General features: G+C 68.8%; 25 protein-coding genes. 10 read left to right on the top strand and 15 right to left on the bottom strand.

Going from position 1 to position 22,111, the window contains the following annotated elements:
* Window positions 1-23 precede the first annotated feature (23 nt).
* On the top strand, window positions 24-656 hold the full coding sequence (locus ACIRON_RS28105) for a class I SAM-dependent methyltransferase (RefSeq protein WP_402997883.1): 633 nt from the start codon (window positions 24-26) through the stop codon (window positions 654-656).
* On the opposite strand, the gene ACIRON_RS28100 is transcribed toward ACIRON_RS28105, so the two are convergent.
* The 6 genes from ACIRON_RS28100 to ACIRON_RS28075 all read right to left on the bottom strand — a co-directional run bounded on the left by ACIRON_RS28100 (window position 653) and on the right by ACIRON_RS28075 (window position 5,558).
* The gene (locus tag ACIRON_RS28100) at window positions 653-1,135 is read right to left on the bottom strand and encodes a GNAT family N-acetyltransferase (RefSeq protein ID WP_402997880.1); all 483 of its coding nucleotides are present in this window, start codon (window positions 1,133-1,135) and stop codon (window positions 653-655) included. The genes ACIRON_RS28105 and ACIRON_RS28100 overlap by 4 nt on opposite strands.
* 21 nt (window positions 1,136-1,156) lie before the next feature.
* The gene (locus ACIRON_RS28095) at window positions 1,157-1,627 is read right to left on the bottom strand and encodes a VOC family protein (RefSeq protein WP_402997877.1); all 471 of its coding nucleotides are present in this window, start codon (window positions 1,625-1,627) and stop codon (window positions 1,157-1,159) included.
* 39 nt (window positions 1,628-1,666) lie between these two features.
* On the bottom strand, window positions 1,667-2,146 hold the full coding sequence (locus tag ACIRON_RS28090; RefSeq protein ID WP_402997874.1) for a DUF6069 family protein: 480 nt from the start codon (window positions 2,144-2,146) through the stop codon (window positions 1,667-1,669).
* A 115-nt stretch (window positions 2,147-2,261) separates the two neighbouring features.
* Window positions 2,262-4,622: an ATP-binding cassette domain-containing protein gene (locus ACIRON_RS28085; protein WP_402997871.1), complete on the bottom strand. Its 2,361-nt coding sequence runs from the start codon at window positions 4,620-4,622 to the stop codon at window positions 2,262-2,264.
* 49 nt (window positions 4,623-4,671) lie between these two features.
* Window positions 4,672-5,094, bottom strand: coding sequence for a VOC family protein (locus ACIRON_RS28080; protein ID WP_402997868.1), 423 nt, complete (start codon window positions 5,092-5,094; stop codon window positions 4,672-4,674).
* Window positions 5,095-5,099: 5 nt separating this feature from the next.
* A complete protein-coding gene (locus tag ACIRON_RS28075) occupies window positions 5,100-5,558 on the bottom strand; it encodes a helix-turn-helix transcriptional regulator (RefSeq protein ID WP_402997865.1) in 459 nt (152 codons plus the stop codon).
* A 114-nt stretch (window positions 5,559-5,672) separates the two neighbouring features.
* Here ACIRON_RS28075 and ACIRON_RS28070 point away from each other — a divergent pair, with 114 nt between their 5' ends.
* On the top strand, window positions 5,673-5,843 hold the full coding sequence (locus tag ACIRON_RS28070) for a hypothetical protein (protein ID WP_402997862.1): 171 nt from the start codon (window positions 5,673-5,675) through the stop codon (window positions 5,841-5,843).
* On the opposite strand, the gene ACIRON_RS28065 is transcribed toward ACIRON_RS28070, so the two are convergent.
* Window positions 5,840-6,511 carry a response regulator gene (locus ACIRON_RS28065; RefSeq protein ID WP_402997859.1) on the bottom strand — a complete coding sequence of 224 codons (672 nt, stop codon included), beginning with the start codon at window positions 6,509-6,511 and terminating at the stop codon, window positions 5,840-5,842. The two genes, ACIRON_RS28070 and ACIRON_RS28065, sit on opposite strands and share 4 nt — an antisense overlap.
* A complete protein-coding gene (locus ACIRON_RS28060) occupies window positions 6,508-7,689 on the bottom strand; it encodes a sensor histidine kinase (RefSeq protein WP_402997856.1) in 1,182 nt (393 codons plus the stop codon). The genes ACIRON_RS28065 and ACIRON_RS28060 overlap by 4 nt, the downstream gene beginning before the upstream one ends.
* A 132-nt stretch (window positions 7,690-7,821) precedes the next feature.
* Between ACIRON_RS28060 and ACIRON_RS28055 the strand changes: the two genes are divergently transcribed.
* The 5 genes from ACIRON_RS28055 (at window position 7,822) to ACIRON_RS28035 (ending at window position 12,411) form a co-directional block, all read left to right on the top strand.
* Window positions 7,822-8,745 carry an ABC transporter ATP-binding protein gene (locus ACIRON_RS28055; protein WP_402997854.1) on the top strand — a complete coding sequence of 308 codons (924 nt, stop codon included), beginning with the start codon at window positions 7,822-7,824 and terminating at the stop codon, window positions 8,743-8,745.
* The gene (locus ACIRON_RS28050; RefSeq protein ID WP_402997851.1) at window positions 8,742-9,587 is read left to right on the top strand and encodes an ABC transporter permease; all 846 of its coding nucleotides are present in this window, start codon (window positions 8,742-8,744) and stop codon (window positions 9,585-9,587) included. Before ACIRON_RS28055 ends, ACIRON_RS28050 begins: the two co-directional genes overlap by 4 nt.
* A gap of 168 nt (window positions 9,588-9,755) precedes the next feature.
* Window positions 9,756-10,694: a MetQ/NlpA family ABC transporter substrate-binding protein gene (locus tag ACIRON_RS28045; protein WP_402997849.1), complete on the top strand. Its 939-nt coding sequence runs from the start codon at window positions 9,756-9,758 to the stop codon at window positions 10,692-10,694.
* The gene (locus tag ACIRON_RS28040; protein ID WP_402997846.1) at window positions 10,691-11,737 is read left to right on the top strand and encodes a methionine ABC transporter ATP-binding protein; all 1,047 of its coding nucleotides are present in this window, start codon (window positions 10,691-10,693) and stop codon (window positions 11,735-11,737) included. Before ACIRON_RS28045 ends, ACIRON_RS28040 begins: the two co-directional genes overlap by 4 nt.
* Window positions 11,737-12,411, top strand: a complete 675-nt coding sequence (locus ACIRON_RS28035; protein ID WP_350844522.1) for an ABC transporter permease subunit — start codon at window positions 11,737-11,739, stop codon at window positions 12,409-12,411. Before ACIRON_RS28040 ends, ACIRON_RS28035 begins: the two co-directional genes overlap by 1 nt.
* A gap of 15 nt (window positions 12,412-12,426) precedes the next feature.
* Here the strand turns inward: ACIRON_RS28035 and ACIRON_RS28030 are convergent, their stop codons facing one another.
* From ACIRON_RS28030 to ACIRON_RS28010, 5 genes are all read right to left on the bottom strand, one after another.
* A complete protein-coding gene (locus ACIRON_RS28030) occupies window positions 12,427-13,218 on the bottom strand; it encodes a class I SAM-dependent methyltransferase (protein ID WP_402997842.1) in 792 nt (263 codons plus the stop codon).
* A gap of 47 nt (window positions 13,219-13,265) precedes the next feature.
* The gene (locus ACIRON_RS28025) at window positions 13,266-13,565 is read right to left on the bottom strand and encodes a hypothetical protein (RefSeq protein ID WP_402997839.1); all 300 of its coding nucleotides are present in this window, start codon (window positions 13,563-13,565) and stop codon (window positions 13,266-13,268) included.
* Window positions 13,566-13,763: 198 nt separating this feature from the next.
* Window positions 13,764-14,540: an SDR family oxidoreductase gene (locus ACIRON_RS28020; RefSeq protein WP_402997836.1), complete on the bottom strand. Its 777-nt coding sequence runs from the start codon at window positions 14,538-14,540 to the stop codon at window positions 13,764-13,766.
* A gap of 7 nt (window positions 14,541-14,547) precedes the next feature.
* Window positions 14,548-15,045: a DUF4919 domain-containing protein gene (locus tag ACIRON_RS28015; protein ID WP_402997833.1), complete on the bottom strand. Its 498-nt coding sequence runs from the start codon at window positions 15,043-15,045 to the stop codon at window positions 14,548-14,550.
* A 119-nt stretch (window positions 15,046-15,164) separates the two neighbouring features.
* A complete protein-coding gene (locus ACIRON_RS28010; protein WP_402997831.1) occupies window positions 15,165-16,187 on the bottom strand; it encodes an LLM class flavin-dependent oxidoreductase in 1,023 nt (340 codons plus the stop codon).
* 741 nt (window positions 16,188-16,928) lie between these two features.
* Between ACIRON_RS28010 and ACIRON_RS28005 the strand changes: the two genes are divergently transcribed.
* Both ACIRON_RS28005 and ACIRON_RS28000 read left to right on the top strand, forming a co-directional pair.
* On the top strand, window positions 16,929-17,618 hold the full coding sequence (locus ACIRON_RS28005) for an alpha/beta fold hydrolase (RefSeq protein ID WP_402997828.1): 690 nt from the start codon (window positions 16,929-16,931) through the stop codon (window positions 17,616-17,618).
* Between the two features lie 21 nt (window positions 17,619-17,639).
* The gene (locus ACIRON_RS28000; RefSeq protein WP_402997825.1) at window positions 17,640-18,530 is read left to right on the top strand and encodes a transglycosylase SLT domain-containing protein; all 891 of its coding nucleotides are present in this window, start codon (window positions 17,640-17,642) and stop codon (window positions 18,528-18,530) included.
* Window positions 18,531-18,665: 135 nt separating this feature from the next.
* On the opposite strand, the gene ACIRON_RS27995 is transcribed toward ACIRON_RS28000, so the two are convergent.
* Together ACIRON_RS27995 and ACIRON_RS27990 are read right to left on the bottom strand one after the other, a co-directional pair.
* On the bottom strand, window positions 18,666-19,169 hold the full coding sequence (locus ACIRON_RS27995) for a GNAT family N-acetyltransferase (protein WP_091041867.1): 504 nt from the start codon (window positions 19,167-19,169) through the stop codon (window positions 18,666-18,668).
* 57 nt (window positions 19,170-19,226) lie between these two features.
* Window positions 19,227-20,255: a zinc-dependent alcohol dehydrogenase family protein gene (locus ACIRON_RS27990; RefSeq protein WP_402997822.1), complete on the bottom strand. Its 1,029-nt coding sequence runs from the start codon at window positions 20,253-20,255 to the stop codon at window positions 19,227-19,229.
* A gap of 137 nt (window positions 20,256-20,392) precedes the next feature.
* Between ACIRON_RS27990 and ACIRON_RS27985 the strand changes: the two genes are divergently transcribed.
* Entirely contained in the window at window positions 20,393-21,919 is a 1,527-nt protein-coding gene (locus ACIRON_RS27985; RefSeq protein ID WP_378727206.1) for a UDP-N-acetylglucosamine 1-carboxyvinyltransferase, read from the top strand.
* Window positions 21,920-22,111 lie beyond the last annotated feature (192 nt).

Raw genomic sequence — 22,111 nt, 5'->3', positions numbered from 1 at the left:
GGGGCGGTGGCTAGATTGAGCCCATGAGCGAGGACGAGGGACGCAGCATGTTCGAGCCGGAGTCGTGGGAGGAGCGCTATGCCGGCGAGGAGAAGGTCTGGAGCGGCAACCCTAACCCTCAGCTTGTGGCTGAGGTCTCCGAGCTGACGCCGGGCACGGCGCTCGACGTCGGCTGCGGCGAGGGCGGCGACGTCATCTGGCTAGCGCAGCAGGGCTGGACCGTGACGGGCGCCGACTTCTCGGCCAACGGGTTGGCCCGGGCGAGGCGGCATGCCGAGGATGCCGGCGTCGCGGAGCGTACGTCCTGGTGGCAGGTCGACGCCCGCACCTTCGACGCCGAGGGCCGGCAGTTCGACCTGGTCACCTGCCACTTCCTGCACACCCCTGACGGGAGCATGGTCGAGGTCGCCGGCCGCCTGGCCACCGCAGTCGCGCCGGGTGGTCATCTGCTCGTCGTCGGCCACGCGCCCTCGGAGGTCTTCGCGCGCCACGGGCACCTCAACGCGATGTTCCTCGCCTCCGACCTGCTTCCCGGCCTGCCCGACGGGTTCGAGCCGGTCGTCGTCGAGCAGCGCCCGCGCTTGACCATCCGCGACGGCGTCCCGGTCCAGATCGACGACTCGACCCTGCTCGCCCGCCGGGCTCGGACCACCTAGCCGCGGACCATCCGGAGCTCGGTGCCGACCGGGTCGGTCTTGGTCTCGCCGTCGAACCGGAAGCCCTGACGTTCGTAGAACGCGGTGGCGCGCTGGTTGCCGTCGAGAACCCAGAGGTACGCCGCGGAGTCCCCGATCGCGGACTGGAGCAACTCATGGCCGAGGCCGGTTCCGTACCTCTCGGTGCGGACGTAGAGCGCGGAGAGCTCGAGCGGCGGTAGCCCGGGATCCTCGTCGCGGGCCGGCCCGGAGCTCGCGAAGCCCAGCAGCAGCCCCGGCTCGTCGGCCTCGACCACCAGGTTGGCGATCGGGCTCGTCCCGAGGTTGGTACGCCACCGATCGACCCTCGCGGCGCGCTGGGCTCGGCGGTCGGTGAGGATCTCGTCGGGGATCAGCCCGGCGTACGCCTCCTCCCACACGTCGAGATGGAGGTCGGTCAACGCCTCGGCGTCATCGACGACGGCCGGTCTGATCTTCATGCCCGGAGGATAGGGAGGAGATCAGTCGAGACACCACTCGTTTCCCTCGGGGTCCTGCATCACGATGAAGCCGTGGCTCATCGGCGGGTCGGGCTCGAAGCGGCGGACCCGGGTGGCGCCGAGCGCGACGACGCGCTCGCACTCCGCCTCGAGTGCGGCCATCCGCTCCTCGCCCTGCAGCCCGGGAGCTGCCCGGACGTCGAGATGGACGCGGTTCTTGGCGGTCTTCGACTCCGGCACGCGCTGGAAGAAGACGCGCGGACCGGCGCCTGCGGGATCCTCGATCGCCGAGGCGTTGTTGCGCTGGTCGGCGGGCACCCCGACCTGCTCGAGGAAGGCCTCCCAGGCGTCCAGCGGATCGGTGCCCTCGGGGACCTCGACACCCGGCGGGCCCGGGTGGACGTAGCCGAGGACGTCACGCCAGAACGTGGAGAGCGCGCGCGGGTCGTGCGCGTCGAAGGTGACCTGGACGGTGCGGGTCTCAAGAGGCATGACTCCACCCTGACACCGATTCAGGACGGTCGGCGTCCGCTATCGGCGGTGGCTACCGGGCAGCCCGAGACCGCGGCGCTCCTCCATCCGCAGGGCGACCATCGGGATCACGATTGCCGCGGCGACGAGATGGGTCAGGCACAGCACGCCGACGAAGGTCAGATCGAACTCGAAGAACGGCACGACGTCGGGGATCAGCGAGAGCCCGGTGAGCACGATCGTGGTGATCTGGAAGGTCGAACGGGGCATCTTGGCCAGCCGGATCATCACCTCGGCGATGATCACGCCGACCAGCGAGCAGTAGACGGTGAGCATCGGGAACGCCGAGATCGGTACGTCGCCCACGCTGCTCCCGAAGTCGACCCCTGCCGCCTTGGCAACCACGGCCATCAGTGTCGTGACGACCGCAGCGATGGCCGTGGCCACCAGCCCACGCGGCCACACAGACGCGGGACGATCGCGTTCGGGCGTCATCTCCACCGCCGGGGCCTGCCTGTGCTCGGGAAGGTAGAGGGTCATCTCAGGTGCTCCTTGATTGATACTGCAACCAATTCACACTAAGTGCGACCCTCTACCGCCACCGCATCCAGATAGCCGCAAACAGGCGTGATTCGTGCCACCCGCTGCGCTACGGTCACTCCCCGACGTACGCCGCCAGGTGCTCGCCGGTGAGCGTCGACTTCTTCGCGACGAGCTCGGCGGGAGTGCCTTCGAAGACGACCAGGCCGCCGTCGTGACCGGCACCCGGGCCGAGGTCGATGATCCAGTCGGCGTGCGCCATGACCGCCTGGTGGTGCTCGATCACGATCACCGACTTGCCGGCGTCGACCAGCTTGTCGAGCAGCGCCAGCAGGTTGTCGACGTCGGCGAGGTGGAGACCGGTGGTCGGCTCGTCCAGGACGTACGTCCCGCCCTTCTCCCCCAGGTGCATGGCCAGCTTGATCCGCTGCCGCTCGCCACCGGAGAGGGTGTTGAGCGGCTGGCCGAGCTTGAGGTAGCCGAGACCGACGTCGGACATCCGCTCCAGGATCTTGGCGGCCGGAGCCACCTTCGACTCCCCCTCCGAGAAGAAGGCGAGCGCCTTGGCGACCGAGAGGTCGAGCACCTCGGCGATGTTGAGCCCGCCGAGACGGTACTCGAGCACCAGCGCCTGGAACCGCTTGCCGCCGCAGTCCTCACAAGGCGACGCGACGGTCTCCATGAACCCGAGCTCGGTGTAGATCATCCCGTTGCCCTTGCAGGTCGGGCAGGCGCCCTCGGAGTTGGCCGAGAAGAGCGCCGGCTTGACCCCGTTGGCCTTCGCGAACGCCTTACGGATGGGCTCGAGAAGACCCGTGTACGTCGCCGGGTTGCTGCGCCGCGACCCCTTGATCGCGCTCTGGTCGACGAACTCCACGTCGGCGCCGGCAGGGATCGAACCGTGGATCAGCGACGACTTCCCCGACCCGGCCACACCGGTGACGACCGTCAGCACGCCGAGCGGCACGTCTACGTCGACGTTGCGCAGGTTGTGCGAGGTCGCTCCGCGGATCTCCAGGTGCCCCTTCGGCTCGCGGACCGTCTCCTTCACCGACGCCCGGTGCCCGAGGTGGCGCCCGGTCAGCGTGTCGGCGCCGGCGAGCCCCTCGAAGGTGCCCTCGAAGCAGATCGTGCCGCCGTCGCTGCCCGCGCCCGGACCGAGGTCGACGACGTGGTCGGCGATCGCGATGGTCTCCGGCTTGTGCTCGACGACCAGGACGGTGTTGCCCTTGTCGCGCAGGTCGAGGAGCAGCTTGTTCATCCGCTGGATGTCGTGCGGGTGCAGGCCGACGGTCGGCTCGTCGAAGACGTAGGTCACGTCGGTCAGTGCGGAGCCGAGGTGACGGACCATCTTCGTACGCTGCGCCTCACCACCGCTCAGGGTCCCCGACGGCCGGTCGAGGGAGAGATAGCCCAGACCGATCTCGACGAACGAGTCGAACAGGTGCAGGAGCCCGGCGACCAGCGGCGCCACCCCGGGCTCGTCGATGGTCCTGAGCCACTCCGCGGCGTCGGTGACCTGCATCGCGCACACGTCCGCGATCGACTTGCCGCGGATCTTCGAGGAGAGCGCCGACTCGTTGAGCCGGGTCCCGCCGCAGGCCGGGCACGGCTTGAAGACCGCCGCCGCTTCCACGAACTTCTTGATGTGGGGCTGCAGCGCCTCGACGTCCTTGCTGAACATCGACTTGCGGATCTTCGGGATCAGGCCCTCGTAGGTCATGTTGATGCCCTCGAGCTTGATCTTGCGCGGCTCGGCGTAGAGCAGGTCGTGACGCTGCTCCTCGGTCATCTCCGTGATGGGTACGTCCTCGGGCACGACCACCTTGTAGGCCGCCACCATCCACCCGTCGGCGGTGTAGCCGGGCACGAGGATCGCCCCGTCGACCAGCGACTTCGACTCGTCGATGATGGCAGCGAGGTCGAGATCGGAGATCGTCCCGCGGCCCTCGCACTCGGCGCACATGCCGCCGAGATAGACCGCGTCCTTGACGATCGTCTTCTCGCCCTTGGGCCCGGTCATCACGCCGCTCGCGCGGGTGGTGGGGATGTTGAAGGAGAACGCGGTCGGGCCACCGATGAACGGCTCCCCCAGCCGACTGAACAGCGAGCGCAGCATCGCGTGGGCGTCGGTGACCGTGCCCAGCGTCGAGCGCGGGTTGGCGCCGAGCCGCTCCTGGTCGACCAGGATGGCGGTGGTCAAGCCCTCCATCGCGTCGACCTCGGGTCGCGGCAGGCTGGGCATGAACCCTTGGATGAACGTCGAGTACGTCTCGTCGATCAGCCGCCGCGACTCCGCCGCGATCGTGCCGAAGACGAGCGACGACTTCCCCGACCCCGACACCCCGGTGAACACCGAGAGCCGGCGCTTGGGGATCTCGACCGAGATGTCCTTGAGGTTGTTCTGCCGGGCCCCCTGGACTCGGATCAGGTCGTGAGTGTCTGCGCTGTGCTCGTTCGAGCCGGGGTCGGTCATGGCGATCAGGCTAGTCGGAGGCGTGAATCCAGGCCTGCACATTTCCGCCTCACTTGACCTGCTGCAGCCGGATGGTGTTTCCGGCCGGATCGCGGAAGGAGCAGTCCCGCATGCCCCAGTCCTGGTCGGTCGGCTCCGACATGATCTCGCCGCCGCTGGCCTCGATGCCGGCCTGGACCTTCTCGAAGGCGGCGTCGACGTCGGTGGAGGAGAGCATCAGGCTGGCGAAGGTGCCCTTGGCCATCATCTCCTGGATGACCCGGCCCTCCTCCTCGCTGATGTTCGGGTCGGCGAGCGGCGGGTAGAGCACGACGCTCACAGCGGGCTGCGAGGGCGGCCCGATGGTGAGCCAGCGCATCGCCTCGTACCCGACGTCCTTCCTCACCTCGAATCCCAGCAGGTCGCGGTAGAACCTCAGCGAGGCCTCGGGGTCGGTGTGCGGAAGGTAGCTGTGGCAGATGTTGATGTCCATGGACCTCACGTTATGTAGGGGTCCGGCACCTTGGCTTCTCCATTCCTGATCGAACTCCGCCTGACCGGTCTGGTCACCTGCTTGGACACGCACGGTGGAATCCCCGCTCCACCGGCCGAGGCCTTCTCTCGGTAGAGGCTCGGCGACATCCCGACGAGCTCGCTGAACCGGGTCGAGAACGTCCCCAGCGACCCGAAGCCGACCGCGAAGCAGATGTCGGTCACGCTGAGGTCGCCGCGCCGCAGCAGGGTCATGGCCCGCTCCACCCGGCGGGTCATCAGGTAGGAGTAGGGCGGCTCGCCGTAGGCCTTGCGGAACTCCCTGCTCAGATGGCCGGCCGACATGTGTACGCCGCTGGCCAATGCCTCTACGTCGAGCGGCTGCGCGTACTCCCGGTCGATCCGGTCCTTCACCTGCCGCAACAGCTTCAGGTCACGCAGTCGTTGCTCCTGGTCGGTCGTCACTCCTCGATCCTCCCATTTGATGAATCTGCCGCGTGTCGAAGTAAATGTGTCGAATTCGCGCGCGCACACTCGTGGAGTAGGTGAAGGCACAAACAACGCGGATGGGAGAAAGTCATGTGGGACACAGCTCAGCACCCCGAGAACGGCAACGTACACAGCTTCCCGATGTCGCACTTCCTGCCGTGCCCGCGCTGCGGACACGAGGTGCACACCTACCTGGCCTGCAGCGAGACGTGCTCGTGCGCACCGGTCGTGATGCCCGGCAGCGTTCCGCTGGCCGCCTAGATCTTCAAGCCGGACTCGATCGCGAAGACGACGAGCTGCGCGCGGTCCCGAGCATGCAGCTTCACCATCGCCCGCGAGACGTGGGTGCGGACCGTGTCCGGGCTGACCACGAGCTCGGCGGCGATCTCGGCGTTGGAGCGGCCGGTGGCCACCCAAGCGACCATCTCCCGCTCACGCTCGGTCAGGTCCCCCAGACGTGGATGCGGATTCGCCGCCCGGCGTGAGGAACCGAACTCCTCGATCACCCGCTTGGTCACCGTCGGCGCGAGCAGCGAACCACCCTCGGCGACCACCCGGATCGCGTCCAGCAGCGCGACCGGCTCGGCGTCCTTGAGCAGGAACCCGCTCGCTCCCAGCCGGAGTGCCTCGAAGACGTACTCGTCGAGCTCGAAGGTCGTCAGCATCACCACCCGTACGTCCTTCAGCGAGGGGTCGCGGGTGACCTGCTCCAGCATGCCGAGACCGTCGAGAACCGGCATCCGGATGTCGCACAGGACCACATCGGGGTGGGTGCGGCGCAGCATCGGCAGGGCGTCGCTGCCGTCGGAGGCCTCACCGACGACCTCCAGGTCGGGTTCGGCCCCGATCATCGTCGCCAGGCCCATGCGAACGAGGGGCTGGTCATCGACCAGAGCAACCCTGATCAGCGTGTGATCGGTCATGCTCATGCCAGCCCCTCCGCGCCACCCGCCGAGGACCCTGAAAGCGGGATGGAGGCCCGCAGCCGGAAGCCCCGTACCTCCGGCCCCGCATCTAGGGTGCCTCCAAGTGCCTCGACGCGCGACCGCATTCCCACAATTCCCATCCCAGAGCGCCTTTCTTTGCTCGGCATGTCCGATCCCCGCCCGTCGTCATGCACCGTCACGAGCAGCTCGGCGCCGGAGACGGCGACCACGGACACCTCGGCCCGCGATGCTCCGGCATGTCGCAGCACGTTGGTCAGCCCCTCCTGGACCACGGCGTACGCGGCCCGTTCCGCTTCCACCGAGGCCGAGTCCACCTCGACACGGAGCACGACCTCCAGTCCCCCGGTGCGCACCCGCTCGACCAGAGCAGGCAGGTCGGCGAGCCCGTGCTCGGGTGCCCGCGGCGCCGGACCGGCTCCGTTCTCGGTGTCGGTCAGACGGGCCAGCTGGCTGCGCAGCAGGTCGAGCGACTCCTTGCTCTCGGCACGGATCGCCTCCAGGTTGCGGCGGGCCGCGGCTGGGTCGCGGTCGAGCACGTGCAGCGCGGCGCCGGCCTGCATGGCGATGACCGCGAGCCCGTGACCGACACCGTCGTGCAGGTCGGTGGCCATCCGCACCCGCTCGTCGCTGACCACCCGGCGCTGCCGCTGGGCGCGGGCCTCGTTGCGAGAGCGCAGCGCGCTGGCGATCGCACCGCTCGCGGCGATCAGGGCGACCTGCCCGAAGGCCTGCCACTGCGACAGGTCGCCCTCCGGTCCGCCGTCGGGCCCCCAGGGGCCGCGACCACCGTCGAACCGGGGGCTCTCCGCCGGGTTCAGCATGATCCCGGTGGCCACGAGGGCCGCGCCCACGACCGCCCAACCGACCCACTTCCGTGGTGGCAGCGACCACGCCACCGCGAAGGTGACCGCGGGCAGCGCCATGAAGATCGGCCCGTCCGCGTAGCCCGCGGTGAAGTAGACGCCGACACAGAGCCCGCTGACCGCGAGCACCCAGCCGGGTGGTTCCCGCAGCAGCACCGGGACGACGGCGACGAGCGCGAGGAGTGCGGCCAGCACGGCCGGTCCGCGGGTGTCGGCCTGGGCGTTGCTGCCCAGCGAGCCGACCAGCTCCACCACGACGACCAGCCACGGCAGCCAGTGGCGACGGATCCGGGACATGGACCCACCGTAGTTCGCGCGGGCGCCCGGGACGTACGACAAAAGCGGCCGGTCGCCTACGCAGATCTGCGTAACCCGGAGCCTCATCCGCGCCGACGCCAACGGCGGGGCCGCCAGGAGAGCGTGGGAGGCATGAACGAACTCGTGGTTGAGACCGACGGGCTGACCAAGCGGTACGGCGACAGGCTCGCCGTCGACCGGGTCAGCATGACCGTCATGCGTGGCGAGGTGTACGGCTTCCTCGGCCCCAACGGGGCCGGCAAGACGACCACCTTGCGGATGATGCTCGGCCTGATCCGGCCCACCGCCGGATCGGCCAGCGTCCTGGGTCGTCCCGCCGGACGACCCGAGGTCACCGCCCGCATCGGCGCCCTGATCGAGGGTCCCGGCTTCTACCCCTACCTGAGCGGCCGCGACAACCTGCGCACGATGGCTCGCTACCAGGGGCTGCCGACCACCGAGGTCGACCGGGTGCTCGAGATGGTCGACCTCGCCGACCGGGCGAAGGATGCCTTCAAGGGCTATTCGCTGGGGATGAAGCAGCGCCTCGGCGTCGCCGCCGCGATGCTCGGCTCCCCCGACCTGCTCGTTCTGGACGAGCCCACCAACGGGCTCGACCCCGCCGGCATGGCCGACATGCGTGCCCTGGTGGTCGCGCTCGCCGAGGCCGGCCAGACGGTGATCCTGTCGAGCCACATCCTGGCGGAGGTGCAGGAGATCTGCGACCGCGTCGGCGTCATCAACAACGGCCGCCTGCTGCGTGAGTCGACCGTTGCCGAGCTGCGCGGCGGAGCGACCCTCCGGGTCCGGGCGACCCCTGAGGACGCCGCCCTGGCCGCCGTCATGCGGCTGGCCGGCGATGAAGGCGTACGTCGTATCGGCAACGAGACCCTCGAGGTCGACCTGCCCATCACCGCGGCCCCCGAGGTCGTACGTCATCTGGTCGCCCACTCCATCGATGTCCACGAGGTCACCGTCGCGGAGCGTTCCCTGGAGGACGCCTTCTTCGAGATGACCAGTGTCGAGATGACCAGCAACAAGGAGGTCGTGTCATGAACGCATTCCTGAACAGCACCCGGGCCGAGATGCTCCGCCTGCGCAAGTGGTCGGCGATCTGGGTGATCGTCGGCGCCTGGCTGGCGCTCTCGCTCTCCTTCGGGTACGTCTTCAACTATGTCGCCTACAAGACCGGCGACGACAACTTCGCCGGTGATGGCGCCGGCAACGCCCAGCTGCTGGCCGAGCTGATGCCGAACGCGATCCCCGACGTGATCGTCAGCGGCCTGCCGATGTTCGGCGGTGCGCTGGCGATGGTGGTCGGTGCGCTGGTGGCCGGCAACGGGTTCGGCTGGGGCACCTGGAAGACCGTCTTCACCCAGGGGCCGAGCCGGTCCACCGCTGTCGGCGGCTCGCTGGCCGCGGTCACGATCTTCATCTTCGCGATGATGACCGCGACCCTGGTCCTGTGCGCCGGCGTCTCGGTGGCGATCGCGGCGACCGAGGGACAGTCGATCACCATGCCCGCCCTCAGCGATCTGGCGCAGTCCTTCGGTGCCGGGTTCCTGGTGCTGGAGATGTGGGCGCTGCTCGGGTTCCTGGTCGGCGTACTCGCCAAGGGACCGGCGCTCGCCGTCGGCCTGGGCCTGGTCTGGTCGTTGGTGGTCGAGAACCTGCTCCGCGGCGTCGGCAGCCTGCTCTCGGGCATCGAGACGGTCACCGAAGCCCTGCCGGGAACCGCCGGAGGCTCGTTGGCGGGCGCGATCATCGGCGGACCCAACGGCACTCCGGGAGTCCTCGACGCGATCTCGGGCGAGCGGGCGCTGATCACCGTCTCCGCGTACGTCCTGGTCGCCGCGATCGCCGCGATGGTCGTGATGAGGCGACGGGACCTCGCCTGACCTCGGAAAACATGTCTTTAACACACGCCGGGACGGGTCCGTGACACGTCTCGGCGTGTGACCGACAATCCGAGTGTGATCCTCGTTAAGTCTACTGTTTCAGTGGACAACAACCAGGCTGTCCACTCTCATCGTCGAGACATCCCCGTCTAGAAGAGGTTCCCACCCGTGTCCTCCAACACGCCTGAGCCCACCCCGCTCATCGAGGCTCCCAAGTCCAAACTCCCGCTGATCATCGGGATCGTCGTCGCCGCCGCCGTCGTGATCGGCGGCCTCGCGTTCTTCCTCACCCGCGACGACGACTCCGGCAGCGAGCTGACCAAGGTCACCCTCGGCGTCGTCGGCGCCGACGACCCCTACTGGAAGACCTTCCAGGACGCCGCTCGCGAGGAGGGCATCGACCTCGAGGTCAAGAACTTCGGCGACTACAACCAACCCAACCCGGCGCTCTCGGAGGGCGAGCTGGACCTCAACCAGTTCCAGCACATCATCTTCCTGGCCGACTACAACGTGAACAACGACGACGACCTGATCGCGCTCGGGTCGACCGCGACCTATCCCCTGGGCCTCTACTCCTCCAAGTACAAGAGCCTCGAGGACATCAAGGCCGGCGAGACCGTGATCGTCCCCGACGACGAGACCAACCAGGCCCGCGGCCTGGTGCTGCTCCAGTCCAAGGGCCTGATCGAGCTGACCGACGGCGGCACGCCCTTCAGCACCGTCAAGGAGGTCGACACGGCCGCGTCCAAGGTGAAGGTCCGGGCGGTCCAGGCCTCGATCACAGCCTCCTCGCTCCCCGACGTCGCCGCGGCGATCATCAACAACGACTTCGTCGAGGACGCGGGCCTGAAGTTCGAGGACGCGCTCGCCACCGACGACCCCACCGACCCCAAGGCGCTCCCCTACGTCAACATCTTCGCCGCGCGCGCCGAGGACAAGGACAACGCGACCTACAAGAAGCTCCTCGAGATCTTCCAGACCAACGAGGACGTGCAGCAGGGGGTCTACGAGACCTCCGGCAACACCGCCGAGCTCGTCAAGATCCCGGTCGAGGACCTGCAGAAGTCGCTCGAGGACACCGAGAAGCAGGTCAAGGAGCGTCAGTGACGCACCCGGCCACCGTTGCGGAGCCGCTGGTGCGGCTCCGCGACGTCACCAAGACCTACCCGGCAGCAAAGGGTCGCAACGAGGTGCCCGCCGTGGCCGACGTCGACCTCGACATCGCCGCCGGTGACGTACAGGCGATCGTCGGCTACTCCGGCGCCGGCAAGTCCACGCTGGTACGCCTGCTCAACGGCCTCGAGCCCGCCACCTCGGGCTCGATCCAGATCGGCGGCACCGAGCTCGTCGGCCTGCACGAGCGGCAGTTGCGGCGGATCCGGCTGGGCATCGGGATGATCTTCCAGCAGTTCAACCTCTTCGAGTCGCGTACGGTCTGGGGCAACCTGGCCTACCCGCTGCAGATCGCCGGCGTCGCCAAGGCCGAGCAGCAGCGCCGGATCTCCGAGCTGCTCCACTTCGTCGGGCTCCCCGACAAGGCCCACACCTACCCGCGCAACCTCTCCGGCGGCCAGAAGCAGCGTGTCGGCATCGCCCGCGCGCTGACCACCAACCCCTCGTTGCTGCTCGCCGACGAGGCCACCAGCGCGCTCGACCCGGAGACCACCCACGAGGTGCTGCGGCTCCTGAAGCGGGTCAACGAGGAGTTCGGCACCACCATCGTGGCGATCACCCACGAGATGGAGGTCGTCCGCGAGCTCGCCGACCACGTCGCGGTCATGGAGAACGGGCGGATCGTCGAGTCCGGAGCGGTCTACGACGTCTTCTCGGCGCCGCAGCAGCCGGTGACCCGGCGCTTCGTCGGCACCGTCGTCGATGACGAGCCGGCCCCCGACGCGCTGGCCGCGCTGAGGTCTCGCCATCCTGGCCGGTTCGTGAAGCTCGAGCTGCGCGAGGGCGGTCCCCGCCAGGCCGACCTCTTCGCGGTCCTTCTCGAGCGCGGGGTCGCCTTCGAGCTCGTCTTCGGTGGCATCGAGGAGATCCAGGGAGCCACCTTCGGCAACCTGACGCTCGCGCTCGACGGTCCCGCGGCCTCTGTCGACGAGGCCGTACGCGAGCTGTCCGCCCTCGTCCCCGCCAAGGAGCTGTGATGCTTCTCCCCACCGATACCCGCCTCGGCGAGCTGTGGCCCGACATCTGGCAGGCCACCGGCGAGACGCTGCTCATGGTGGCGCTGACGATGCTGATCGGCGGCACCCTGGGCCTGCTGCTCGCGCTCGGCCTCTACCTGACCCGCAAGGGTGGGCTGTACGAGAACGCAGTCGTCTCGGTCGTCCTCAACGTCCTGGTCAACTTCTTCCGGCCGATCCCGTTCATCATCTTCATCGCCGCCGTCCAGCCGGCAGCGCGGCTGGTCGTCGGCACCGGGATCGGGATGCCGGCGGTGGTGTTCTCGCTGATCCTCGCCGCGATGTTCGGCATCGCCCGGATCATCGAGCAGAACCTCGTGACGGTCCCGCCGGGAGTCATCGAGGCCGCCCGGGCGATGGGCGCGAGCCGAGCCCGGATCGCGGCGACCGTCGTCCTCCCCGAGGCGCTGGCGCCGATCATCCTCGGCTACACCTTCGCCTTCGTCGCGGTCGTCGACATGTCGGCGGTTGCCGGGCTGATCGCCGGCGGCGGTCTGGGCAGCTTCGCCCAGACCTTCGGCTACCGCCAGTACGACCCGACCGTCACCTGGGTCTGCGTGCTCATCCTGGTCGCGCTGGTGCAGGTCATCCAGCTGCTCGGCAACACGCTCTCGGCGCGGATCCTGCGGCGCTGAGGCTCGGATCGACCCTCAGGCGCGAGCCAGGATCTCGCCGTGGAGGACGGAGAACCAACCGTCCTCCGCCTCAGCCCACGACCGCCACCCGTCCGCAATCCGGGCGAGGTCGGCGGTCGTGGCGTCTCCGGAGTCGACGATCTGCCGGGCGACCGCCGAATCGGTGAACCGGTCCGCCCACATCCCGCCCCACCAGGCCCGGTCCTCGGGGGTGGAGAAGCACCAGGTGCTCGAGGTCGCGGTCACATCGGTGAACCCGGCCGCGCGCGCCCAGGTGACCAGCCGCCGGCCCGCGTCGGGCTGAGCGCCGTTGGCCCGGGCGGCCCGCCGGTACAGGCGCAGCCACTCGGTCAGCTCGGCCGACTCCGGCCACCAGACGAAGGCCGCGTAGTCGCTGTCGCGCACGGCCACGACGCCCCCGGCCTTCGTCACCCGCCGCATCTCCCGCAGCGCCTGCACCGGGTCCGCCACGTGCTGCAGCACCTGATGCGCGTGAACGACGTCGTACGCATCGTCCTCGATGCTCAGCGCGTGCACGTCCTCGACCCGGAAGTCGACGTTCGCGACTCCTCCGGCCTCGGCGGCCCGCCGAGACAGCTCGAGCTCCGGCTCCCCGATCTCCGTCGCGGTCACGTGAGCGACCCGGCCGGCAAGATCGAGCGTGATCGTCCCCGGCCCGGCACCCACGTCGAGCAGTCGCTGCTCAGGGCTCAGGTGCGGCAGCAGGTAGGCGGCGGAGTTCTCCGCCGTACGCCACCTGTGCGAGCGCAGCACCGACTCGTGATGGCCATGCGTGTAGGTCGACATGCATCGACTGTACGCGGGGAATCCCGATAAATGAGACGGAATTCTCGCTATGCGGACAGTCGAGGCAGTGCGGAGTCGGCGCAGCCGAGGCGCCGCCTGCCCCAGAGGATCCCGCCCACGAGCCCGCCGAGAAGCAGCGTGTTGAGCACGATCACCACCCCGGTCTCGAACGGCGCCGCGCCACCACCCGGTCGCGCATCCTCGGGCGCCACCTCATGCCGGTCGAAGACCACCTGCCCCTGACCAGAGGCCCGGGGCTCGTCGGCCGTCGCCGCGCTCAGCGCCGCGGAGGCGACGACGACGGCAACCAACCCGGCGAGCAGGATCCGCAAGGTGCGACTCATCATGCTCCCGAGCGTGAGCCCCGGTCCCGTCAAGAACCCGACGCACACCGTCCCTACCGGCAACAACCCGGTGAACAATCAGAACCCGCCGAAACCGCACTTGTGGGCGCCGAGACTGCAGAAACGGGCGACGAAACTGTGGTTTCGTCGCCCACAAGTGCGGACTCGGTGCCCACTTCTGCGGATTCGGCGGGGTGGGGCTCAGGTGGAGATGAGTCGGTTGAACATCCGGTTGGCCCAGCTCGGGGTGACTCCGGAGAGGCCGAGCAGGAATCTCGCCTTGGTGCCGACACCGCGATGGACGCCGCCGAGCAGGCCGTGGCCGCTGGTCGCGGCCGCGTAGACGGACTCGGCGACATCATCGGGCGTGAGCGAGACCTTGAGCCGCCGCAGCGCCGGGAAGTCGTGACCCCACACCATCGAGGTGTCCGCGAACAGCGGCCATAGCGCGGTCACCGTGATCCCGTCGGCGGCCCACTCCAGGTCGAGGGCCTCGGAGAGACCGCGTACGGCGAACTTCGTGGCGGAGTAGATCGCCATGCCCGGCTGGCCGTAGATGGCCGAGGCGGAGGCGAGGTTGACGACGTGGGAGCCGGGCCGCAGGAAGGGTCGCGCGAGGTGGCAGCCGTTGACCAGGCCCTTGACGTTGACGTCGATGATCGCCTGCTGCCGATCCAGCGGTAGGTCGGCGAACGTGCCGATCGCGATGATGCCGGCGTTGTTGACGAGTACGTCGAGACTGCCGCCGCTCACGGCGACGAAACCGTCCAGCGCGGCCTGCCAGGACGCGGCGTCACGTACGTCCAGGGTGCCGGTGACCAGCTCGCCGGCGAGCGGCTCGACCTCGGCCGCCAGGGACTCCAGGCCGTCGAGGTCGATGTCGTAGGCGCCGACCAGCCACCCCGCGCGGGCGAAGCGGAGCGCGGTCGCCCGGCCGATGCCGGCGGCAGCGCCGGTGATCAGTACGGATCTGGGCACGCTGTCGTCAGGCTCTGGCGAAGTCGTTGCTGGTGTCGAAGAACCAGACCGTCGAGTCGGTGCAGACGATCCGGTCGAGCTTGCCGACAGCGACCTGCGATCGCGGCGTCTTGCCCGAGGCCAGCACCACGTCGTAGGCGTCGCTGGTCCGCAGCACCGACCACGGCTCGGACTCGGTGCCCTCCCCCGTGCTGATGATGCTGTCGAGCGCCGACTGGGCCAGGATCGACTCGCGCTGGGCCTGCTCGAGGTTGCCGAGGCCGCGCTGGGCGTCGGCGAGGGCGGCGTGGGCCGACGGGCTGAAGATCGCGCCGGGCATCAGCCCGTGGACCGCGGCGATCGCGCCGGCGTAGTCGCCGACCGACATCATCGGTGCGACCATCTCGGTGATCTCGAGATCGGGCCGGAAGTTCGGAGCTTCCAGGATCGCCTCACGTAGGGCTCTCAGCGACTCCGGACCCGGGTCGCGAAGATAGACGTCGAGCAGCTCAGCGTACGTGGCCAACAGGGGTCCCCCTTGAATAACGGTCGCCCTGCACGGTAGCCAATGGCGCGGCCACGTGGGGCGGTTGACAACGATTATGCGCCCTATTGTGACTCGGAAGTTGCGCGGTCCCCAGGTTTCTATCGCCAGCCCAGGTCAGGGGCGACGTGGGTCAGGATGCTCTCCAGGGCATGAGCGTTGTAGTCGACGCCGAGCTGGTTCGGCACCGTGAGCAGCAGCGTGTCGGCCGCCTGGATCGCCTCGTCCTCGGCGAGCTCCTTGACCAGGACGTCGGGCTCGGCGGCGTACGAACGCCCGAAGATCGCGCGGGTCTGGTCGTCGATGTTGCCGATCTGGTCCTTGGTCTGCCGGTCGAGACCGAAGTAGCGACGGTCCTCGTCGTTGACGAGGGCGAAGATGGAGCGCGAGACCGAGACGCGCGGCTGACGCTCGTGCCCGGCCTCCTTCCAGGCTTCGCGGTAGGCCTCGATCTGCTCGCGCTGCTGGATGTGGAACGGCTTGCCGTTCTCGTCGTTCTTCAGGGTCGAGCTCTGCAGGTTCATCCCGAGCCCGGCCGCCCAGCGGGCGGTCGCCAGCGAGCTCGAACCCCACCAGATCCGGTCGCGCAGGGTCTCGGAGTAGGGCTCGATCCGGAGCTTGCCCGGCGGGTTGGGGAACATCGGCCGCGGGTTGGGCTCGGCGAACTGCGCCCCCTCGATGATCTTGAGGTACGTCTCGGTGTGAGCGCGGGCCATGTCGGCCTCGGACGCGTTCTCGCCGGGGTCGTAGCCGAAGTAGCGCCATCCGTCGATGACCTGCTCGGGTGAGCCGCGGCTGATCCCGAGCTGCAGGCGCTCGCCGGAGATGAGGTCGGCGGCCGCCGAGTCCTCGGCCATGTAGAGCGGGTTCTCGTAGCGCATGTCGATGACACCGGTGCCGATCTCGATCCTCGAGGTGCGGGCGCCGACCGCGGACAGCAGCGGGAAGGGCGAGGCGTACTGGCGGGCGAAGTGGTGGACCCGGAAGTACGCACCGTCCACCCCCAGCTCCTCGGCGGCGACCGCGAGGTCGATCCCCTGGATCAGCGCGTCCCGTGCCGACGGCGTCTGCGAGTAGGGCGACGGTGTCCAGTGGCCGAAAGACAAGAATCCGATGTTCTTCACGACTAGTAGAACTCTCAACAGTCCCGTGAGATTCCCTGCAAGAGGTCCCGGACCCCGACCCGCTCGGGTCAGCCAGGGCGGCTGGGACCTTCGCCTCTGGGTGTTCTGCCCTCCGGAACCGCCCCCGAACTGACACCACCTTGTCGGTGGTGACCTGCAGTTCTGCGTTCTGTTCTCATTCGATCAACACGCGAGAGCGCCTTCCTGCCACCGGTAAAGCGGACGTCCACACGGCATCAACAACTGCCCCTTATGAGTTTATCTATCGGTCGACCGAATAAGCATATCGGTCGACTGACCAGGGAAAACAATGTCTCGGCGTGTTGTCCGAGCTCTTCCGAAGTCGCGGATTATCGTGTTACATATCAGGCAGCTTCACCGATGCAGTTTCACCGATATAAGGCCAACCAACATTCTCTGGGGGATGAATTAATTATGTGGGACACCGTTGAGGTGCAGAGCTTCACGCTTTCTCACGACATGCCGTGCCGCGACTGCGGTCACGCACGTCACCGCTTCTTGCCGTGCGACTCCGACTGCGACTGCCGCGCCCACGAGGTCGCGGAGCTTCTGGAGGTCGCCGGCGCTCGCTGAACGACCTGACGTCAGCTGTCTCGGGCGTCCAGAAACGGTGACCATCGCAACTGCGGTGGTCACCGTTCTTGTGTTCGAAAGCCGGAAACTTCAGATTGGTCCGGGTGGCGGAAGTAGATCGTCCGCAACCGGGCAGAGGATCGTTTCATGGACATCGTTCTCGTACCCGGCCTCTGGCTGGATGCCTCCTCATGGGACCTCGTCGTCCCCCACTTGACCGACGCCGGCCACACCCCGCGGCCGCTCACCCTGCCCGGCCTCGAGTCGACCGAGACCGACCGGTCCGGCGTGCACGTCGCCGACCAGGTCGCCGCCGTCGTGGCCGCCATCGACGAGTCGACCGCGCCGGTGATCCTCGTCGGCCACTCGATGGGCTGTGCCGTGGCCGGTGCGGCTCTCGATGCGCGCGTCGACAAGGTCGCCGCCGTGGTCTACGTCGGCGGGTGGCCGGCGGAGCCGGGGATGATCCCGGCCAAGAACTTCCCGACCGACGGCGCCGACCTGCCGCCGGTGCCATGGGAGGAGTTCGACGAGGCCGACGTGCGTGACCTCGACCGCGCCGCCTTCGAGGCACTCCTGCGGCCCTCCCCCGCCAGCCTGACCTCCGAGCCGTTCGAGCTCGGTGACGAACGGCGCTACTCGGTCCCGGCGGTCTTCGTCTGCCCCGAATACACCGCCGCTGATCTGAAGGAGTGGATCGCCGACGGCACCGAGTCGGTCGCCGCCATCCCGAAGCACAAGGACGCGACCTTCGTCGACCTGCCCACGGGGCACTGGCCGCAGCTGTCCAAGCCGGCCGAGCTCGCGGCCATCATCGGGCAGAGCGGCGCGCAGTGACCGTCGGGTAGCGTCGAACGCGTGCGCACCCGGCTCGCTGCCCTGGCCACCGCCACAGCCCTGGCGCTCGTCGCCGGCTGTGGCGGTGAGCCGTCCTCGGATCCGGCCGGCGCTCCGCCGGCGCCCTCGCCCGCCCTGTCGACGCCCGCCCCGTCACCGGAGACGGTCCCGCTCGACGATGCGTCGGTACCGCTGGCAGATCGCCTCACCCAGGCGATGGCGACGGTCGCCGCCGGGAAGTCGGGAGCCGAGGACGTACGTGAGGCCGCGCTGTTCGAGCAGACGACCGCACGCGACCTCGCCCGCGGGTCGAAGGCGAAGGCTGATGCCGTGCTGAGCGCGCTCGGCCGCGCCGACCGGGCCCAGCTCGCGGCGGACATCGCCGCGGCACGAGACCTCATGGTCATGACCGACCCTCAGCCCGAGCTCCCGGACTGGCGGATCCTGACACCGCCGATGCCGGACGATCTGCACCCGCTCTACCGCAGGGCGCAGCGGGTGACAGGGACGCCGTGGCAGTACCTCGCGGCCGTCCACCTGGTCGAGACCCGCATGGGCCGCATCCGCGGCACGAGCACCGCGGGTGCCCAGGGCCCGATGCAGTTCCTGCCCTCGACCTTCGCCCAGTACGGCGCCGGCGGCGACATCAACGACCCCGCCGACGCGATCATGGCCGCCGGACGCATGCTCGCCAACAACGGCGCACCCGGCGACATGGCCGGGGCACTGTGGTCCTACAACCATTCCGACCGCTACGTGGCCGCTGTCAGCGCCTACGCCGAGCAGATGAAGCGGTCCCCCGCCGCGTACGACCTCTACTGGCACTGGCAGGTCCTCTACCGCCACCAGGACGGCACCATGCTCCTGCCCGAGGGCTATCCCGAGGAGAAGCCCGTACGCATCAGCGGCTGACCAGCCGTCACCCCATCAGCCGAGACGTCAGCTACGTCGGCCGAGACGTCAGCCCCGTCGGTCGAAGCGTCAGGGCATGACGTCTCGGCCGTCCTAAGTGACCTCTCGGCCGACGTAGCTGACGTCTCGAGTGGGTCAGTAGGGGCGTTCGACGGCGTACTGGACGAGACTGACGTCCTCGCCGCGGTAGGTGTCGGAGCCGTGGCGGCCGGTCTCGATGAAGCCGGTCGTGCCGAAGAGCTTCTTGGCGCGCGTGTTGGTCTCGTGCGTCTCGGCCCAGATGCGGGTCAGGTCGAGCACGGAGAAGCCGTAGGTGAGCGCGGTCTTGATGGCCCGCTGGCCGAGGCCACGACCCCAGCGCGAGCTGGGGCCGATGGCGATACCGAGCTCGCGGGTGTCGGGGGCCAGTCCGTGGATATCGGCGTAGCCGACGACCTCCTCGTCGAGCTCCACCGCGAGCCTGATGAGCTCGGGCGGTGGAGAATCGATCAAGCGGCGCCAGTGGCGGAGGTGACCGTCACGGTCGCGCTCCGGCCAGCCGTTGGCCACCCGGAACTCCTCATCGTGTGCCCAGTCGGCGAAGACGTGTTCGTCGCCCGGTGACAGCGGGCGCAGGCGCATGGTGTCGGTGCGGGGCATCGACCGAGTCTTGCAGATGAGGCGTCCGGCCGATCCCCTGCCCGGGATCAGGGTGGCTCAGTAGGTGAGCTGGACCTTCGTCGCGAGCCGCTCGTCCATGAGGCGGTAGCCCTCGGCGGCCTCCGCGAACGGCAGTGCCTTGTCGAAGACCAGACCGGGGTTGATCGTGCCCTCCAGCGTCAGGCACAGGAGGTCGGGGAGGTAGCGGCGCACCGGTGCCATCCCGCCCTTGAGGCCGACGTTGGTGCGGAAGAGCGCGTTGACCGGAAGGTTGACGTCGTGCGGGACACCGACGAACCCGACGGTCGCCCCCGGACGGGCCACCTTGGAGGCCGTCTTGAAGGACTGGTCGGTGCCGACGCACTCCAGGACGTAGTCGGCCCCGACGCCGCCGGTGAGCTCCCGTACGGCCGCCTCGCCCTCCTTGCCGCGGGCCGCGACGATGTCGGTGGCACCGAACTTCTTGGCGATCTCCTGGCGGGCCTCGTGGCGCGACATCGCCACGACCCGCTCGGCGCCGAGCTGAGCAGCGGCCAGCACGCCGCACAGGCCGACCGCGCCGTCACCGACCACGACCGCGGTGCCGCCCTTGGCGCCCGTGCCGAGGCCCGACATGACCGCCGCGTGCCAGCCGGTGGCCATCACGTCGGTGAGCGCGAGCAGGTCGGGGTACATCGAAGTGTCGGGAGTCTCGTCGAGCTTGACCAGCGAGCCGTCGGCCTGGGTGACCAAGGCGTACTCGCTCTGGCCGCTGATCGTGAAGCCGAGGTTCACGCAGACCGACTGGACCCCGGCCAGGCAGTGCGGGCAGGTGTTGTCGCAGTGGTCGAAGGGGACGATCACGAAGTCGCCGGCCTTGAAGTCGCGTACGTCGGCACCGACCTCCTCGATCACGCCGATGCACTCGTGGCCGATGGTGCGCGGCTCCTCGATGTCGCCGTTGGAGCCGCGGTAGTTCCACAGATCGGAGCCGCAGATGCAGGAGCCCACGACCTTCACGATCGCGTCGGTGGGCTTCGTCAGAGCAGGATCGGGTACCTCAGTGAAGCGAATGTCGCCCACCCCATGGATCGTCGTCGCGCGCATGGTGGCATCCTGTCACCCGGCGTACGAGATGTTGCACATGGTGGCCCGTGGGGCCGCAGGCAACAGTCATGAAACGAAACGCCGACACTTCGCGGGGAATCCAGGCTTATCTCATATATGAGTTACGGTGGTGCACCATGACCGACGGATACAAAGGTCGTATCGGGAACCTGATTCGCGATGCGCGCAAGCACAAGGGCCTCACCCAGGCACAGCTCGCTGACCTTCTCAACACCAGCCAGAGCGCGATCAACCGCATCGAGCAGGGGCAACAGAACCTCTCGCTCGAGATGATCGCCCGGGTGGGCGCCGCTCTCGACTCCTCCCTGGTCGACATCGGGGCCGGCCCGACGCACCTGCGCGTCACCGGCCCGACGAAGCTCTCCGGTGAGATCACGGTCAAGACCTCGAAGAACGCCGGGGTCGCCCTCCTGGTCGGCTCGCTCCTCAACCGGGGCCGTACGACGCTGCGCAAGGTCGCACGCATCGAAGAGGTCAACCGCATCATCGAGGTGCTCAACTCGATCGGCGTGCAGACCCGCTGGCTCAACGACGACAACGACCTCGAGATCGTGCCGCCGAAGGAGCTGCGCCTCGACGCCGTGGACGAGGCGGCCGCGCGCCGGACTCGCTCGGTGATCATGTTCCTCGGCCCGCTGCTGCACCGCCTCGACGTCTTCGAGCTGCCCTACGCCGGCGGCTGCAACCTCGGCACCCGCACCGTCGAGCCGCACCTGTCGGCCCTGCGTCCCTTCGGCCTCGAGGTCAAGGCCACCGACGGCGCCTACCATGCCAGCGTCAACCGGGAGATCCAGCCGGGTCGTCCGATCGTGCTGACCGAGCGTGGCGACACCGTCACCGAGAACGCCCTGATGGCCGCAGCGCTGCACCCGGGCACCACGGTGATCCGCAACGCCTCGTCCAACTACATGGTCCAGGACCTCTGCTTCTACCTGCAGAAGCTGGGCGTCGAGGTCGAGGGCATCGGCACCACCACGCTGCGCGTCACCGGCCGCGAGGTCATCGACGTCGACGTCGACTACGCGCCGAGCGAGGACCCGATCGAGGCGATGTCGCTGCTGACCGCCGCGATCGTGACCGACTCCGAGATCACCATCAAGCGGGTCCCGATCGAGTTCATGGAGATCGAGCTGGCGACGCTGGAGGAGATGGGCTTCAACTACACCCTCTCCGAGGAGTACCTGGCGCTCAACGGCAAGACCCGCCTGGTCGACATCACCTCCAAGCACTCGGTCCTGCACGCGCCGCTGGACAAGATCCACCCGCTCCCCTTCCCGGGCCTCAACATCGACAACCTGCCGTTCTTCGCCGCGATCGCGGCGGTGGCGCAGGGTCAGACGCTGCTGCACGACTGGGTCTACGAGAACCGCGCGATCTACCTGACCGAGCTCAACAAGCTCGGCGGCAACGTCACGCTGATGGACCCGCACCGGGTGATGATCGAGGGGCCGACGCACTTCTCCGGCACCGAGATCGTCTGCCCGCCGGCGCTGCGTCCCGCGGTCGTCGTGCTGCTCGCGATGCTCGCCTCGAAGGGCACCTCGGTGCTCCGCTCGACCTACGTCATCGCCCGCGGCTACGAGGATCTCGCCGAGCGGCTCAACCAGCTCGGCGCGAACATCACCGCCTTCCGCGACATCTGATCGAAGATCGGGTCGAGGGGGGGGGGGGGGGGGGGGGGGGGGGCGGGCGGGGGGGGGGGGGGGGGGGGGGGGGGGGGGGGGGGGGGGGGCGGCGGGGCGGGGGGGGGGGGGGGGGGCGGCGGGGCCGGGGGGGGGGGGGGGGGCGGGGGGGGGCGCGCGGGCCGGGGGGGGGGGGGGGCCGCCGGCCCCTGG

Origin of the sequence: Nocardioides sp. NPDC101246, from assembly GCF_044767415.1 — a bacterium.
GTDB lineage: Bacteria > Actinomycetota > Actinomycetes > Propionibacteriales > Nocardioidaceae > Nocardioides.
The sequence above is the reverse complement of the archived record's forward strand: the minus strand, read 5'-3'. Positions and strand labels throughout refer to the sequence as shown.

Excerpts from the sequence above, each read along its gene's own strand:
- ACIRON_RS28035 (WP_350844522.1), top strand. The coding sequence starts at position 11,737 with ATGCTTCTCCCCACCGATACCCGCCTCGGCGAGCTGTGGCCCGACATC.
- ACIRON_RS28005 (WP_402997828.1), top strand. The coding sequence starts at position 16,929 with ATGGACATCGTTCTCGTACCCGGCCTCTGGCTGGATGCCTCCTCATGG.
- ACIRON_RS28055 (WP_402997854.1), top strand. The coding sequence starts at position 7,822 with ATGAACGAACTCGTGGTTGAGACCGACGGGCTGACCAAGCGGTACGGC.
- ACIRON_RS27995 (WP_091041867.1), bottom strand. The coding sequence starts at position 19,169 with ATGCCCCGCACCGACACCATGCGCCTGCGCCCGCTGTCACCGGGCGAC.
- ACIRON_RS28095 (WP_402997877.1), bottom strand. The coding sequence starts at position 1,627 with ATGCCTCTTGAGACCCGCACCGTCCAGGTCACCTTCGACGCGCACGAC.
- ACIRON_RS27985 (WP_378727206.1), top strand. The coding sequence starts at position 20,393 with ATGACCGACGGATACAAAGGTCGTATCGGGAACCTGATTCGCGATGCG.
- ACIRON_RS28085 (WP_402997871.1), bottom strand. The coding sequence starts at position 4,622 with ATGACCGACCCCGGCTCGAACGAGCACAGCGCAGACACTCACGACCTG.
- ACIRON_RS28030 (WP_402997842.1), bottom strand. The coding sequence starts at position 13,218 with ATGTCGACCTACACGCATGGCCATCACGAGTCGGTGCTGCGCTCGCAC.
- ACIRON_RS28050 (WP_402997851.1), top strand. The coding sequence starts at position 8,742 with ATGAACGCATTCCTGAACAGCACCCGGGCCGAGATGCTCCGCCTGCGC.
- ACIRON_RS28060 (WP_402997856.1), bottom strand. The coding sequence starts at position 7,689 with ATGTCCCGGATCCGTCGCCACTGGCTGCCGTGGCTGGTCGTCGTGGTG.
- ACIRON_RS28105 (WP_402997883.1), top strand. The coding sequence starts at position 24 with ATGAGCGAGGACGAGGGACGCAGCATGTTCGAGCCGGAGTCGTGGGAG.
- ACIRON_RS28100 (WP_402997880.1), bottom strand. The coding sequence starts at position 1,135 with ATGAAGATCAGACCGGCCGTCGTCGATGACGCCGAGGCGTTGACCGAC.
- ACIRON_RS28080 (WP_402997868.1), bottom strand. The coding sequence starts at position 5,094 with ATGGACATCAACATCTGCCACAGCTACCTTCCGCACACCGACCCCGAG.
- ACIRON_RS28070 (WP_402997862.1), top strand. The coding sequence starts at position 5,673 with ATGTGGGACACAGCTCAGCACCCCGAGAACGGCAACGTACACAGCTTC.
- ACIRON_RS27990 (WP_402997822.1), bottom strand. The coding sequence starts at position 20,255 with ATGCGCGCGACGACGATCCATGGGGTGGGCGACATTCGCTTCACTGAG.
- ACIRON_RS28065 (WP_402997859.1), bottom strand. The coding sequence starts at position 6,511 with ATGAGCATGACCGATCACACGCTGATCAGGGTTGCTCTGGTCGATGAC.
- ACIRON_RS28025 (WP_402997839.1), bottom strand. The coding sequence starts at position 13,565 with ATGATGAGTCGCACCTTGCGGATCCTGCTCGCCGGGTTGGTTGCCGTC.
- ACIRON_RS28090 (WP_402997874.1), bottom strand. The coding sequence starts at position 2,146 with ATGACCCTCTACCTTCCCGAGCACAGGCAGGCCCCGGCGGTGGAGATG.